This window comes from Chitinophaga tropicalis (assembly GCF_009758205.1).
GTDB classification, from domain to species: domain Bacteria; phylum Bacteroidota; class Bacteroidia; order Chitinophagales; family Chitinophagaceae; genus Chitinophaga; species Chitinophaga tropicalis.
Genome location: NZ_WRXN01000003.1, coordinates 79,427 through 93,635 on the forward strand (window position 1 = coordinate 79,427; position 14,209 = coordinate 93,635).

13 protein-coding genes and 1 tRNA gene are annotated in these 14,209 nt (G+C 45.2%); 6 read left to right on the forward strand and 8 right to left on the reverse strand.

The window, feature by feature from the left end:
• Positions 1–60: 60 nt before the first annotated feature.
• Positions 61–597: a glycosyl-4,4'-diaponeurosporenoate acyltransferase CrtO family protein gene (locus tag GO493_RS08495; RefSeq protein WP_157305718.1), complete on the forward strand. Its 537-nt coding sequence runs from the start codon at positions 61–63 to the stop codon at positions 595–597.
• A gap of 268 nt (positions 598–865) precedes the next feature.
• Here the strand turns inward: GO493_RS08495 and GO493_RS08500 are convergent.
• A tRNA-Lys gene (locus GO493_RS08500) sits at positions 866–938 on the reverse strand.
• A gap of 72 nt (positions 939–1,010) precedes the next feature.
• Positions 1,011–2,474: a carboxylesterase/lipase family protein gene (locus GO493_RS08505; RefSeq protein WP_157305719.1), complete on the reverse strand. Its 1,464-nt coding sequence runs from the start codon at positions 2,472–2,474 to the stop codon at positions 1,011–1,013.
• 76 nt (positions 2,475–2,550) lie between these two features.
• Between GO493_RS08505 and GO493_RS08510 the strand changes: the two genes are divergently transcribed.
• The 4 genes from GO493_RS08510 to GO493_RS08525 all read left to right on the forward strand — a co-directional run bounded on the left by GO493_RS08510 (position 2,551) and on the right by GO493_RS08525 (position 8,319).
• Positions 2,551–3,387, forward strand: coding sequence for an alpha/beta hydrolase (locus tag GO493_RS08510; RefSeq protein WP_157305720.1), 837 nt, complete (start codon positions 2,551–2,553; stop codon positions 3,385–3,387).
• Between the two features lie 77 nt (positions 3,388–3,464).
• Positions 3,465–3,686, forward strand: coding sequence for a hypothetical protein (locus GO493_RS08515; RefSeq protein ID WP_157305721.1), 222 nt, complete (start codon positions 3,465–3,467; stop codon positions 3,684–3,686).
• Between the two features lie 291 nt (positions 3,687–3,977).
• Positions 3,978–6,974, forward strand: a complete 2,997-nt coding sequence (locus GO493_RS08520) for a SusC/RagA family TonB-linked outer membrane protein (RefSeq protein WP_157305722.1) — start codon at positions 3,978–3,980, stop codon at positions 6,972–6,974.
• Between the two features lie 28 nt (positions 6,975–7,002).
• A complete protein-coding gene (locus tag GO493_RS08525; RefSeq protein WP_157305723.1) occupies positions 7,003–8,319 on the forward strand; it encodes a RagB/SusD family nutrient uptake outer membrane protein in 1,317 nt (438 codons plus the stop codon).
• 61 nt (positions 8,320–8,380) lie between these two features.
• Here GO493_RS08525 and GO493_RS08530 read toward each other — a convergent pair whose 3' ends face one another.
• Complete coding sequence (locus tag GO493_RS08530; RefSeq protein ID WP_157305724.1) at positions 8,381–9,466, reverse strand: metallophosphoesterase family protein; 1,086 nt, start codon at positions 9,464–9,466, stop codon at positions 8,381–8,383.
• 142 nt (positions 9,467–9,608) lie between these two features.
• Between GO493_RS08530 and GO493_RS08535 the strand changes: the two genes are divergently transcribed.
• Positions 9,609–10,511: an SDR family oxidoreductase gene (locus tag GO493_RS08535; RefSeq protein WP_157305725.1), complete on the forward strand. Its 903-nt coding sequence runs from the start codon at positions 9,609–9,611 to the stop codon at positions 10,509–10,511.
• A gap of 48 nt (positions 10,512–10,559) precedes the next feature.
• On the opposite strand, the gene GO493_RS08540 is transcribed toward GO493_RS08535, so the two are convergent.
• The 5 genes from GO493_RS08540 to GO493_RS08560 form a co-directional block, all read right to left on the reverse strand.
• Positions 10,560–11,315 (reverse strand): nuclear transport factor 2 family protein, encoded by a 756-nt coding sequence (locus GO493_RS08540; protein ID WP_157305726.1) that lies wholly within the window; start codon positions 11,313–11,315, stop codon positions 10,560–10,562.
• 358 nt (positions 11,316–11,673) lie between these two features.
• Positions 11,674–11,904: a hypothetical protein gene (locus tag GO493_RS08545; protein WP_157305727.1), complete on the reverse strand. Its 231-nt coding sequence runs from the start codon at positions 11,902–11,904 to the stop codon at positions 11,674–11,676.
• Positions 11,905–12,102: 198 nt separating this feature from the next.
• Positions 12,103–12,750: a PAQR family membrane homeostasis protein TrhA gene (gene trhA / locus GO493_RS08550; protein WP_157305728.1), complete on the reverse strand. Its 648-nt coding sequence runs from the start codon at positions 12,748–12,750 to the stop codon at positions 12,103–12,105.
• Between the two features lie 68 nt (positions 12,751–12,818).
• On the reverse strand, positions 12,819–13,127 hold the full coding sequence (locus GO493_RS08555) for a hypothetical protein (protein ID WP_198315641.1): 309 nt from the start codon (positions 13,125–13,127) through the stop codon (positions 12,819–12,821).
• Between the two features lie 75 nt (positions 13,128–13,202).
• Positions 13,203–14,171, reverse strand: a complete 969-nt coding sequence (locus GO493_RS08560; RefSeq protein ID WP_157305729.1) for a helix-turn-helix transcriptional regulator — start codon at positions 14,169–14,171, stop codon at positions 13,203–13,205.
• Between the last annotated feature and the right edge of the window lie 38 nt (positions 14,172–14,209).

The following is a 14,209-nucleotide window of genomic DNA, read 5'->3' on the forward strand; positions in this document are numbered from 1 at the left end:
AGGGCTATTGTGTATATTTGAGAGTTTGGTAACACAAGAGAACCCCAGACGGAGCTGTAAATGAAAAAAGCATTAAACTTAATTTTAATTTCAATTATTGGAATTGCCTCGATTTATGCCCTGGTTCATTATATGAGGCTGGATAGTTTTACATTCGCATGGGCGTTGAATTTCCTTTTGATGCTATGTGTGCTTGCTTTTACTGAAGCACTAAAAAATCCGCTTACTTCTTCTTACTATAATGAAAAGGAATGGGAACGAGGCGGAAAAATATATGAGCACCTTAGAATAAATTTTTTCAGAAAATTATTGGTTTGGATTGGCTGGGAAAAACTAAATAGAAAATCCATCCCAATAGAAAGAAGTACCAAATCTTTGTTGGATTTACATTATCAGACAAAAAAGTCTGAACTGGGTCACATAATTATCCTGCTCATAGTATTGGGATTTAATGTTTTCGTGGCTTTCAAATTTGGAGTGCTCAAATCTTTGTGGCTACTGGTGTTAAATGTCATACTAAACCTTTATCCAATTTTCCTTCAACGATATAATCGTCCACGAATAGAAAAAGCTATAAATTTAAGTAAACGGAGATGAAGCTTCCGCACAACGTTGCCCGATGGCTTACAAAGAGCTCATCATTAAAAATTAAGAGTCATGAAAGATAAAGTATCGATTTGGATGGGGAGATTTATCGAAAAAAACAAAGAATCCAGAAGATGATATTCCCAGAAGAAATCTATTATAACAAGGAAATGACAAACTCGTGCAACAAGAATAATTCTTTACGTGCGCTCGTTTCAAAACTTATAGGCATTTAATACAAACAGAAAGCCCGACTTCTTTTCGAAGCCGGGCTTTTCAGTGATCCCGCTGGGACTCGAACCCAGGACCCATACATTAAAAGTGTATTGCTCTACCAACTGAGCTACGGAATCATTCCCTTTTTTGTAATTGGGAGTGCAAAGATAGGAATTATATTTTCTTGTCCAAATTTTTTTGAAGAAAGATTAATTCAGGATAAATCCCATTGTTGGATGGTCTGGATCTTCATACCCTTCGGCAGTTGTTTCGTGGCTGTTGCTATCAAGGATCATCATAGAGTTGTGCTGATCAAACCGTTTCCAGGGAGATTTTCCTTTTATAAAATCCGCCCATTGCTGATGGATGAGTACGGCCAGATCCGGATTAGCGGGTTTTTGCTGACTGCCGGCTTCATAAAATACATAGGCCAGCTCATCACCATGGGTGGCGGGAGCACCGTTCTTCTCCTGTTCGAATGAAAAGAGCCATACCGGGTTGCCTTTTACAGCGAGTGCTTTTGCCAGTCGCCAGGTGTGCATGCGGTACATGTAGCGGCTCAGGGTTATCATAGCGGCATCATTTGGTTGAGTGCCTGCCAGTTTTTGAAAGGCATCGCTGATGTAATGATAGTTATCCCCGAACCAATCACTCAGAGACGTGGAATCCGGCTGATTGAGCCGTTTATCCATGTTCATGAACACGGTGCTTTCTGCTTTATTGCTGCCCAGCAGGACGCGGACCTTTTTGTTCTTATGTTTTCTGATATACGCCAGGGCATCGCCTTTAATGATCTTCCCGTCTTCAAGAGGGCCGAAATAGTTTGTGCCCTTCGCTCCGCCGAGTACTTTTGTCTGTGCGGTTATAAGCGTTTCTGCCGGAAGTTGCAGGAGATCTGCGGGATTGGATATTTTCAGTGTATCCATGACACGCTGACGGATGGCTTTGGCGGTGATTGAATCGCGTATGCATTGTACTGCTCCGCTTTCAAGGATAAGGTTGTTGAAATAGCCTTTGGCAGCAGGAGTGACCAGTAAGGTGCTGGCCATTTTAGCGCCGGCAGATTCACCGATGACGGTTACCCTGGAAGGATCTCCGCCGAAGGCGCTGATATTCTCCTTTATCCATTTCAATGCCATGATACAGTCCAGCAACCCGTTGTTGCCTGCGGATTGATATCCAGGTACATCACCGAGATATAAAAAGCCGAATACGCCCAGCCTGTAGTTAATGGTAACCGTGATGATGCTGTCGCTATGAGAGAAAGCATGCCCGTTCTGCCGCATGCCTGTACCGGCAGTCATACCACCGCCATGGATCCATACCAGTACCGGCATTTTTTTAGCGGGAGTGAGGGTAGGAGTAAAGAGATTGAGTGAAAGGCAATTTTCATCTCCTTTTACAGTATTAGCGTCATATTGAGTGGCTATTGAGCCGAAGGCATTGCATTGCAGGGTATCCTGCCAGGCCGGCATACCGACAGGCGCTTTAAAGCGCAGGGGGCCGATCGGAGGCGCTGCATAAGGTATTCCCTTAAATACGGAAATGCCTTTCTCCTGTATACCGGAAATATACCCGCGGGAAGTTCTGACAATAGGGCCAGCCTGACCGGCTGTAATAAAAAATAAAAGTGAGATGGTCAGCAAGGTGTACCGTAAACGAGGGAAATCCATAATGATATCATATATTACAGTAAGGTAGTTATTGTTTCCCAATTATTAAATTAATCTCTGCCGCAAACTCACATTTATGACTACACTGAAAGTTGCTGCCAGTATACTTCTTGTGCTTGTTACGCATTGTTCCTGGGCCCAATCGTCCCTCTCAATCGGTATAAAAGACTCCGTCAGATCGGTTGTGTTATCTGAAAAACGGATGTTAAACATCTATCTGCCGGAAGAATATGATCAATCTGATACAACAAAATACCAGGTTATTTATTTGCTGGATGGTGGTATGGATGAAGACTTCATTCATATTGCAGGACTGGTACAGTTCAATACCCTGCCCTGGATAAAAAGAATACCACCTTCTATAGTAGTAGGTATTGTGAACAGGGACAGGAAAAGGGATTTTACCTTCCCGACAACGGTAGCGGAAGATAAAGCCAGGTATCCCACTGCCGGTGGTTCAGGGAAGTTCATTGCTTTTCTTGAAAAGGAGCTGGTGCCTTATATACAGGAAAAATACAGGACCAGTGGTGCAAAGATGCTGGTGGGGCAGTCGCTCGGGGGATTGTTGGCCACAGAGGTGCTGATTGAAAACCCGTACTTGTTTGACAAGTACGTTATCATCAGTCCCAGTTTATGGTGGGATAATGGTTCTTTGCTGAAGCGGCAGATGGTTGTTGCCGTATCGCCACCAACCACGGATATTGGAGTTTATATAGGCGTGGGGAAGGAGGGACTGGCGCCTGGCACAGTGCCTCATGTGATGGAGGTAGATGCCAATTTATTGTCTGAGAAGGTCAGTAAGTTACAGAATAAACGTATCCATCCTGAGTTTGATTACCTGCCGGAAGAAGATCATGCAACGGTCACTCATCAGGCGGTATTCAATGCATTCAGAAAATTATACCCTAGATAATTTTACTCAGTTCCCTGAGTAGAATTACTGCAACATATTGGGTCTGCTTATTGTAATACTAGTATAAAACCTGTTTTATGCTTAGAAATTCTAAGTTTTCGATAATAGCAGTTACTACTTATCTGTTGGTGTATTGTGTACTGCTGCAGATAGAACGCACACAATCTGTTGCTGTTCTGATGTTTGTAATTTCTCCTGTTCCGTTGATCTGGATGGTCTATACTATATTGAAGTATGGCAAGTATAATGGCCGGGAACTGGCAGAGAATGAAGAATATGGATATCAGGACAGGAGGTAATATAAACATATTATAATCTAAATCACTCAAATAAAAAAGAACAAAATCACTGCAATTTTTCGTAATCTGCCAGAATAGATTCGACGTTATGATGGAAATCAGGTTCCTGGGAACTCTTTGCCCCAGGATGCGTATGGAAAACCTGAATCAGACCCCAGAGTGGCAGACTGAAACAACGTTCACCAAAATCGGACTGTGCTTAAGTATTAATCTCAATCTTTAAAAAAAATCAGGCCTATAGTACTGTAACGTTTTATCAATCATCATTATTAAATCTAAATCGCAAAAGCTATGCTCTTTCCAAAATCCAGCTTGCTGGTGCTGCTATTTTTATGCAGCGCCCTCGCTTCATTAGCGCAGCAAAACATTTCCGGTAAAATAAAGGATGCCGTCAGCGGCAAGCCTATTCCCGGTGTAACCATCAGGGTCCCTAATTCCAACAGGGGTACAATATCAGATGCTGATGGTGGTTTTACATTAAGTGTTCCTTCAGGTACACAACAGCTGCTGGTATCGTTTACAGGGTATAAATCACAGACCATAAAGCTTTCAGGCAGTTCTTCCCTGAATATTACTATGGAGGAAGACTTTGCCCGCCTGGACGAGGTGGTGATAACCGGTCTGGCTACCACTGTAAAAAGAAGCAACCTGGCTAATGCTGTTGCCACTATCTCTGCCAAAGAGCTGACCGGTACTGCACCTGCGCAGACATTCGACGCCGCGTTGAGCGGTAAGGTGCCAGGTGCATTGATCACGGCTAACTCCGGCGCTCCGGGAGGTGGTATCTCTGTAAAAATGAGAGGTATCACTTCTGTATTCGGTAATTCCCAGCCATTGTATGTAGTGGATGGTATTTTCTTCAACAACAGCAGTATTCCCGCCGGGTTGAACGACGTAACCGGCGCTGCTACCTCCGGTAACCCCAACAACCAGGATAACCCTTCCAGCCGTATAGCTGACCTTAATCCCGCAGATATTGAGAATATTGAGATACTGAAAGGCGCTTCCGCAGCTGCCATGTATGGCGCCAAAGCGGCTGCAGGTGTGGTGATCATCACCACCAAAAAAGGAAAGACCGGCAGAACAAAGGTGAGCCTGAACCAGGAGACCGGTTTTGTGAAGGTAAGGCACCTGATGGGCGTGCGTAAGTTCACAGCCGAAACAGCTGCAGATCTAGCCGGTGCGGCAGATAACCCGGATCCTGATGTACAGGCCAGGAGGAATGCCTACAAACAGCAATTCACGACTGCCCAGAATGCGGGTAAGATATTCGATTATGAAAAGGAAATGTACGGTGAGACCGGCCTGGTGCTGAATACAGGATTATCTCTCAGTGGTGGCGGAGAGAAGACCACGTTCTATCTTTCCGGTAACCGCAGGCAGGAAAACGGTATCGTAAAGCATACCGGGTATTTCAATAACTCCGTACGTCTGAATGTGGACCATAAGCTGAGTGATCGTGTTTCATTGGGTGTTACTACCAGCTATGTTTATTCTTCTGCCGACAGGGGCCTGACCAATAACGATAATAATGGCGTGAGCTTTGGCGTTGCGCTGTCTTCCACTCCCGACTTTGTAGACCTGCACCCCAACAACCTGGGGGAATATCCGCGGAACCCATTCGCAGCTTCCAATCCGCTGGAAACAAGGGATAAAATGATGAACAACGAAACCACCAACCGCTTTATAGGAGGTGGTAACCTGGAGGTTCGCCTGCAGCAGAGTGATCGTTCCTCTACCCGCTTTATTGGCCGTGGTGGTGTGGATTATTACAACTATAAGACAGCAGCCCTCTTCCCACGCGATCTTCAGTTTGAAGAGAATACGGCACAGGGGCATTCCATCCAGGGAAATACCAATAATCTCAATACCAATATAGGTGGTTTCCTGGCAAACACTTTCACTATCAGTGAAAAGGCTACGCTGACCAGTACTGCGGGCGCCACATTGGAAACCGGGTATATGGATAATATCGTGACTGTGGGTACCAACCTGGTTGCAGGTCAGAGTAACGTGGAGGCCAGCGCCAATACTGCTACCCGCCAGTTCAGGCAGAAATACCGTGATAATGGTCTCTTTATTCAGGAAGACCTGGTGCTGCTGGACGCTATCACCCTGAGCGGAGGTGTGCGTTTTGACAGATCGACGAATAACGGTGATTATAAAAAGTACTATGTGTTTCCCAAAGGGGCGTTCTCCTGGAATATTACCAAGATGAAGTTCTGGAATACCCCTGGTATTGAAAACCTGAAGCTGCGTGCAGCTTACGGGCAGTCAGGCAACGTTCCGCCATATGGCAGTAAGTTCACTGCATTGCTGGGCAGCAATATAGGCGGGTATCCGGGAATACTGGTAGATAACCTGCTGGGTAACTCAGATATCAAGCCGGAGCGGCAGACGGAATTTGAAACAGGGCTTGATGTAAGTGTGCTGAACGGACGTATCAGCCTGGAAGCTACTTACTATAATAAGAAGATCATTGACGTGCTGCTGCGTCATGCGTTGCCTGGTTCTACCGGTTATGCTTCAGAATGGAAGAACAGTGGCGACCTGAGAAACCAGGGTATTGAGCTGGGCCTGACCCTTGTGCCGGTTAATACTCCTAACCTGAGATGGAATTCTACCGTGAACTGGTGGCGTAACCGTTCTAAAGTGACCAGGCTGATCATTCCGCCGTATGCTATCGGCGCCTTTGGTAACTCCCTCGGTACTTTCTATCTTGAAGAAGGGCAGCCGGCTACGCAGATCAAAGGTACTGTGGGCTCTGAGCTGAAGCTGATAGGCAATGCGGAACCTACCTTCCAGATGAGCTTTTTTAACGAGCTGACCATCTATAAGAATTTCTCCCTGCGTTTCCTTATTCACTGGAAAAATGGTGGTGATAACATTAACCTGACCCAGCTGCTCACCGATGCCGGTGCAACATCTGCCGATTTTGATGAACTGACCCATGGCGGTGTTAAAAAAGGCGTTTACCGTCCGGGAGCCGGCGATGCTTCTATCTATGTACAGGATGCTTCCTATGTACGTATACGTGAGATAGGGCTTTACTATAATGTGCCGCTGAAGAACACCAATACTATTAAAGGTATACGTCTGGGCGTTTCTGCCAATAATTTCTTTACCTGGACAGATTATGTAGGATATGATCCGGAAGTATCCAACTTTGGAAGCAACACTATCACTACTTCTGCCAGCAGGGGCAGTAATGGCTTGTCTACCGGTGTGGACGTAATGCCGTTCCCTGCTTCCAAGAGGGCCAGTTTCCATGTAGGTGTTGATTTCTGATCATTTTCCACAGTTAAAATCATGACATATGAATAAGTATATTTCAATTATATCTGCTTTCTTTCTCCTGCTGATCATGAATGCCTGTCAGAAAGGTGAGATAAACAGTCTGAATACCCCGGTAGTAGGAGGGATCATCTCCAACCCTACCAGGAGTGATCTCTTTAACCTGGTAACCGGTGCGGAATCCGGTATGCGTAACAGCTTTGCCCCGTACCTGGATGGTACAGGTATCATTGGCAGGGAGATATACCGTTTCTCCAGTGCGGAGCCCCGTTATACCACTGATCTTTTGGGAGGTGGCACCAAAGTGCTGGATAATAATACCTTCTATCTGACCAATCCCTGGAATGCCAGGTACCAGGTTATCAGGCAGTGTTTTATCCTGCAGGGCTCTGTTGCCAATGCCCGTGAGGAAGTAGCTTCCGCCGCACAGAAGAAGGCGTTCACAGGCTTTGCCAAGACACTGATAGGTTACCAGTTGCTGCTCAATATTAACATGACGGATGCCAATGGTGCGCGTATCCCGGTAGCGGATGGTGTTGCACAGGGACCTGTTGTAACTGATCCGGCAGTGGTTCTGGATAGCGTTCTTAAGTTCCTGGATGAAGGTAAAGCTGACCTTACAGGTTCAGAGGTGATCTTCCCTCTGTCAGATGGTTTTGCGGGGTTTAAAGATGCCGCTGGCCTGCTTAAATTCAATCGTGCGCTGGCTGCCAGGGTACATGTGTACCGTAAGAACTGGGCAGCTGCCCTGACGGCGTTGAATGAGTCTTTCTTTGATCTTAACGGTTCTTTCAGCATGGGTATCTATCATTACTTTTCTACCAACGGCGGCGACCTGGCCAATACTATGTACCTGGCGCCTAATGGTGCAGGAGAGGTAAGAGTAGCGCATCCTTCTTTTGTTACCGATCTGGTTGCGGGAGATGATCGTATCAACAAAACAGCTTTGCGCAATGCATCTGCCAGCCAGGGCGGATTAACCGGGAACAGGGACGTTGTGATCTGGACTTCCCTGAATTCACCTATCAGCATTATCCGTAATGAAGAACTGATACTGCTGTATGCAGAAGCCAAAATACAGGCGGGAGCCATTCCGGATGCTATTGTTGCTTTAAACCGTATCCGTACAGGTCATAATCTGCCTTCTTATGCAGGGTCGGCAACGACAGCAGCGTTGATCAATGAATTACTTTATAACAGGCGGTACTCCCTGTTTATGGAAGGGCACAGGTGGATAGATCTGCGGAGGTATGACCGGCTGGGGACTTTACCTAAAGACAGGCCGGATGATGATGTGTGGACGAAGTATCCGCTACCACAGAGTGAAAGTAATATTTAGATACAGGACTGCCCGGATTTTCCGGGCAGTCTTTTTATAGGGGACTTCTGGCCCGCCATAATTAGAATTTTAGTACGAAAGTATCTTCCAGTGCAGCAGTTACATTGTGCTCACTATGCGGTATTGAATAATAATTTCCCGTTAGTTTTACCCCACCATTATCCCGCTCCAGTGTGATCTTCAGGAAGCCGTGTTTATTGTCGCAATAGCTTTGTAATTCCACAGTTTTCAGGAAAGGGTGATCGTTGGTAAAGCGGTTGTCATCCAGGGATGCGATGGGATGCAGTTCATCATATCCGCCGCCGCCTGCTACGATGTAGCATACAGGGTGGCCGTCGGGATAGTTTTTTATCAGTCGCTGGTAATTGTGTACATGTCCGCTGAAAACAATATCCGGTCTGACGCCTGTTTCTTCAAAAACGCTTTCCAGCAGTGTGATCATGGGAAGGCTGGAGCCATGATTGATATCTGCTGTATATGGTGCGTGGTGTATACAGAGGATGAGGGCTTTAGCGGGTCTTTCCCTGTTTGCAGCTACCAGTTCTTCTTTCAGCCATTTTACCTGTTCCTCTGTAACTATGCCGAATTTAGGGACGTTGCTGTGCATTCCTATGATATTGGCCAGCGGTGTTTTAAATGTCCAGTAGACATTAGGCTGTGTCATGCTCTTTCTTGCGGAACCTCCGCTGAAAGGAATGGTCCCGGGCGCTGTATCGCAGAACACCGTCATGAAAGGGCCGAGGGCCGGATAAGGAGGTACGGCAGGATTTACGTCACTGTCGTGATTGCCGGCAATAGCGAAGATGGGGCCGGGATAAAGTTTATATGGATCGAAGAACTGGCGTTGATATTGAGAGGCTTCACCATGATTGTATACTACATCTCCAAGATGGTAAAGGAACTGGGGAGGAGAGGCGTCTTCAAACTGTTCTATCATCTGCCCTGCTACTTTTCTCTGGAAATCCGGGCTACGCAGGCTGCCTGTGTCGCCTACCATATGAAAGGTTATTTTCTCTTCATTGATCCCGGGCATTACATCCTTTAAAGACAGGTGGTAAGGATATTTCCCGGTTGGCGCTGGCAGAGGCCGGAATTTGTACGAATCATCAGGCTGGTCTTTCTTTAGCACAGGTGTTCTATATCTCATGGCTGCAAAAATAATCAAACTATTATTAAGAAGGTATTAAGAAAGGGGACGGGCGTCCAGACGGGGGTAGGGGCTATATGGCATAGTTTTTAGGCGGGATAAGAGATAGGGATAATTTTTATAACTATTAAAACAGGAGTGTATGACAAATGCGGTAAAAGAAAAGAATACGGTTATTGTAAACCCGGTAGATAAATATCCTAAGCCAGAGTTTCCTGAGCAGGAGCAGGAATTGCCGGGTACGGAAGATAAAATGGACCCGAGACCGGACCATGGTGAGGCCAGTTATAAGGGAAGTGGCAAGCTGACCGGCAGGAAAGCAATTATTACAGGCGCTGATTCAGGAATTGGTAAGGCAGTGGCTATTGCTTTTGCCAGGGAAGGCGCTGATGTGCTGATCTCTTATCTGAATGAACATGAAGATGCGAAAGATACGGCTGCATACATAGAGAAAGAGGGGAGAAAGGCAATTTTGTTGCCGGGGGATATAAGCAGTGAGGAACAATGTAAACAGATCATAGAACGGGCTGTACAGGAATTTGGCCAGATAGATATACTTGTGAATAATGCGGCTTTCCAGGTATCGCATGAGTCATTGCAGGATATTTCTGCAGAAGAATGGGAACAGACCTTTAAAGTCAACATTCATGCAATGTTCTATCTGTGTAAGGCGGCAGAGCCTTATCTGAAGCCTGGCAGCGCTGTTGTAAACACAACCTCAGTCAATGCCTATACACCCAGGCCTACATTGATGGCTTATACGGCAACAAAAGCGGCAATTCAGAACTTTACTTCCACATTGGCGCAGTTGTGGGCGGAGAAAGGGATCCGTGTGAATTGTGTTGCGCCGGGGCCTATCTGGACGCCATTGATACCTGCCAGTTTTTCGGGTAAGGAAACGGCTCAATTCGGGTCCAGTTCCCCGATGAAGCGGCCGGGGCAACCGGCAGAGCTGGCGCCGGTATACGTTTTGCTGGCTTCTCCAGAGTCCAGTTATATGTCTGGCGCCACGGTGCCTGTAACCGGTGGCATGCCTACTATCTGAATAAAATGTTTGAATGTAAAGGCAGTAATTTTAATTACTGCCTTTATTTTATTTAACTGCAACTAACTCTTCCGCAACAGCTCCAAATTCTCTGACCGTCAGTTTTTCTCCCTGGGTGAATTCAAAAGTCAGATCGCGGGTTTTATCGAAGAAGAGGTTTTCTTTTTCAGGGTATATGTCGAATTTCTTTTCGCCGATCTTAAGGATGAGATGGTGGGCCTCTACCTGTACTTCAACATTCCCGATCTGTGTGCCTTTATACTTGCCTGCATATTTTGCTAAAGCTTTATCTGATAAAGCGATCTCCTTCCTCTTATTTTTATAAGGAGCCGGGCCATGATCATAGCTTAATACCCTTTTCATTTTCCATACACCATCGGTTAACAGCCAGAGGTGCGTGAATTTAGCCAGGCCATCCAGCCGCTCCGGTTTCCCGGTTTCCAGGATATAAAATACGTGCTCGCCGGAAAGTATGGCGCCATAGATCACGCCGTCTTTCTTCATAGGGAATACTTTATAAGTTCCCTCAACGGGTTCCCTTCTGAGCCTGAAACCCGTGTTGGAGCAGATGTTTTTGCTGAATGTATGCACCAGGGCGGGCAGGCCCAGGGTAACACCTCCTTTGTCATGGTAGAACTCCACATCTTCTGTGAAGAAAGAACCCATTTTGGTTGTGTCACAGTGATTATAAGAGTCCCAGAAAAGACTATCAAGACGGGTGATAGTGGCAGATAGCTCCTGGTCGGTCTGTGCAAATGAGAAATTGCAGATGGCCAGAAATATGAGTGTCAGATACGTTTTCATTGTGCGGGATTTAAGTATACCGCAATGATAGTATAAAGCATGGTATTATGCAAAACATACTACTGTGTAATGTATGAATTGTATTATGAGTGGTTGTAAATAAGGATGAGTGGTTTTTGTAGTTACAGGGTTTATCATTTCCGCCTGTTTCAGGTTGCACGTGATCTGTTTTCCTATCCGGGTTTAATGAAACTACCCCATCGTAGATCAGGTCAGGGATGAAGGAGGCTTTTATATTCTGCATTTTTACAGCGGGTTTGTTTTTGCTGTAGTATAGTGTTTTATAGAAAGAGAGTAGGCGTAGGGGTTATAAATCTGAACTTGTGCCTTATGGCACAAGTTCTTTTATCCTTTGGGATCATTGTTCATTATCGGGTATTACAGCAACCCATATATCCTCTTCTTCGGAAAACTGGACAATGCCTTTTCCTGATACTCCTGCATCATTATCCAGCACTAATTCCTTCCCGGGCTCAAGCATAATACGCTGTGTTTTCAGATCGAACAGTGTTCGCCTCAGGTTTAATCTTACACGGCCGAGTTTATCAACATTTTGAAAATCGGCATAAATTGTCTCTGATATCCTCATAATCTAAACGGGTTAGGTGAACAGTTATGCTTCTATCCCAATATAAGAAATTATTGCCTAAAATACCAGTGGCTGCAATGAGGCTTGCAGCCTGTGTAAGGCTTGTCAGATGAGCCAGGTAGTATATGTTGTGAAGTAATTTTTTATAATAGTGAAATTTGTTTAATGCCTTAATGTGTTAATCTTAAATTAACCTGATCACATAGATAATAGTATGGCTACAAAGTGGCAAATGGCTGCAGCAAGAACAATACTGTGCCATACAGCATGAGTATAAGTATATTTATCACGAATGTAGAAGTAAACGCCAAAGGAATACAGCACACCTCCCGCAATCAGCATTACCAGGACAGCAACAGGTAGCTCAGTAAAGAACCGCTTACCACCTACAAACAGCATCCATCCCATCACTAAATAAATGGCAGTGGAAACAGCATTGTACCTGCCGGTGAAAAATGTTTTGAATACCGTTCCAGCCAGTGTCAGTCCCCATAATACAGCCAGCAGGCTGATACCAAAGGCATCATTCATGTATACCAGGAGAAAAGGAGTATAGGTACCGGCAATGAGGAAATATATGCTGATGTGATCGAGGATCTCGAACAGCCGTTTGATCTGCATGTCCTGCGACAGGTGATATACTGTTGAACATGTGAAAAGGAGCAGGAAACAGAAGCTGTAAATAGCGGCTCCTACTATACCGGGAATATTGTTGTGGGTGGCGGCAATACCTGTCAGCATCGGTAGGGCGCTGATGCCGAAAATGATACCAGCCGCATGGATAATCCCGTTTACCAGCTCCTGTTTACGGGAGTAATGGGCTGTGGGTTGGATCAATGTTGGCATAAGTATGTTTTTGTACAAAATTAGGTACAAATACCCCGTTGGCGTGATAGAATTTATCTATAAAGGCATTATTGTATCAGGTCGAGAGAGAACAGGATGGTTGTAATGAATAATAATGAAAGTCCCCCGAGGAAGATGAAGTCTGCAATACGTTCCAGCAGTTCGCTTTTCTTATTGCTGCTGGTACTGCGAATAGAAAGAAAAGAGAGGATACAGCTTGCCATAAACAGTATAATGGCAATGACCGTGATCTCATCTATTATTGTGTTCCGGGATTTATCAAGGAGTTTCAGGGAAGTGAGAACAATGAAGCATATTCCAAGAAGGTTGGAAGATGCGTTGAGGATGTGAGGTGATTTTTCATTCTGCTGTTTCACGTGGTTTTGACTTTAATATAAGAGGGATGTAAAAAACGGAAATGTATAACTTATGTTAAAATGATAATTAATTCCCTAACTCAAACTTTTGTATTGTTTGGGCGTAACAGAAAAGTGTCTTTTGAAGGCCTGTATGAAATTGGTGGCATTGGAATAACCTATTTCCATAGCTACTTCATTCACATTCATACCGGTTTCTTTCAACAGCTGCATAGCATGCATCATTCTTTTCCGTTGCAGCAATTCATATAATGTAGTGTTATAACGTTGTTTAAGCCCCAGTTTCAGCTGATGTTCCGACACAGGAAATTCCTTTACGGCATCTGCAAGGGAGTGGATGGTAAGGAAATGCCGGTCAATATACCTGTATACTTCTTCCAGTGTTTTGCCGGGAAGGGTAACAGATCTTCGGGAAGTGATGCCTGTATATTGGGATAGCTGCAATGCAATGATCTCAGATATCTTACTGTTGATGAACATCTCTGAAAGATTATCCGCTATGGGTGAATGCAACAGGCTATACAAGGCCATGTTCAATGCAGGGCCGGTGGGCATAGGTCTGTCAGACAATGCAAAGGTAGCACCTGTGCGGAGGGATTCTTCCAGGCTGCGTAACGGCGCCCCGGCAGATTCCAGGACAGAAAGGAAGTAATCTGTCTGAAAGGTAATGGCCAGGTATTCAAAATCCGGCTGACGGTTGAAATAGAGATCTGAACGATAGTTCTCAGAGAAGAACATATTGTACTGTCCCGCGTCCATAGGCTGTTCATTTTTGATGTCGCAGAACTTTGCCAGTGAGTGCCCTTTTCTCTGGAAGTGAAGGCTTATATGCCCTTTGTCACGGACGTTTGAGATCTTAACGTCCCTGTCAAAATCAGCTTTGAACCGGATAATACCAAAGTTCTTTGAATAAGTATGCTGTACGGAATGCCGGACATGAGGGATCTCATAGTCACTGTTCTCAAACCTGTTAAGAGAATGATCTGCCGAAAACTTCCTTTCCGCTATTTCCCTGTAGGTGGCTCCGTCAATGATGTAAGGCATACAATTCAATATTTTTATTCCAGATCTCAATATCCGTT

Bases quoted from the DNA above. Each gene is read 5' to 3' on its own strand.
- GO493_RS08495 (WP_157305718.1), top strand. From the start codon at position 61: ATGAAAAAAGCATTAAACTTAATTTTAATTTCAATTATTGGAATTGCC.
- GO493_RS08505 (WP_157305719.1), bottom strand. From the start codon at position 2,474: ATGGATTTCCCTCGTTTACGGTACACCTTGCTGACCATCTCACTTTTA.
- GO493_RS08510 (WP_157305720.1), top strand. From the start codon at position 2,551: ATGACTACACTGAAAGTTGCTGCCAGTATACTTCTTGTGCTTGTTACG.
- GO493_RS08515 (WP_157305721.1), top strand. From the start codon at position 3,465: ATGCTTAGAAATTCTAAGTTTTCGATAATAGCAGTTACTACTTATCTG.
- GO493_RS08520 (WP_157305722.1), top strand. From the start codon at position 3,978: ATGCTCTTTCCAAAATCCAGCTTGCTGGTGCTGCTATTTTTATGCAGC.
- GO493_RS08525 (WP_157305723.1), top strand. From the start codon at position 7,003: ATGAATAAGTATATTTCAATTATATCTGCTTTCTTTCTCCTGCTGATC.
- GO493_RS08530 (WP_157305724.1), bottom strand. From the start codon at position 9,466: ATGAGATATAGAACACCTGTGCTAAAGAAAGACCAGCCTGATGATTCG.
- GO493_RS08535 (WP_157305725.1), top strand. From the start codon at position 9,609: ATGACAAATGCGGTAAAAGAAAAGAATACGGTTATTGTAAACCCGGTA.
- GO493_RS08540 (WP_157305726.1), bottom strand. From the start codon at position 11,315: ATGAAAACGTATCTGACACTCATATTTCTGGCCATCTGCAATTTCTCA.
- GO493_RS08545 (WP_157305727.1), bottom strand. From the start codon at position 11,904: ATGAGGATATCAGAGACAATTTATGCCGATTTTCAAAATGTTGATAAA.
- trhA (WP_157305728.1), bottom strand. From the start codon at position 12,750: ATGCCAACATTGATCCAACCCACAGCCCATTACTCCCGTAAACAGGAG.
- GO493_RS08560 (WP_157305729.1), bottom strand. From the start codon at position 14,171: ATGCCTTACATCATTGACGGAGCCACCTACAGGGAAATAGCGGAAAGG.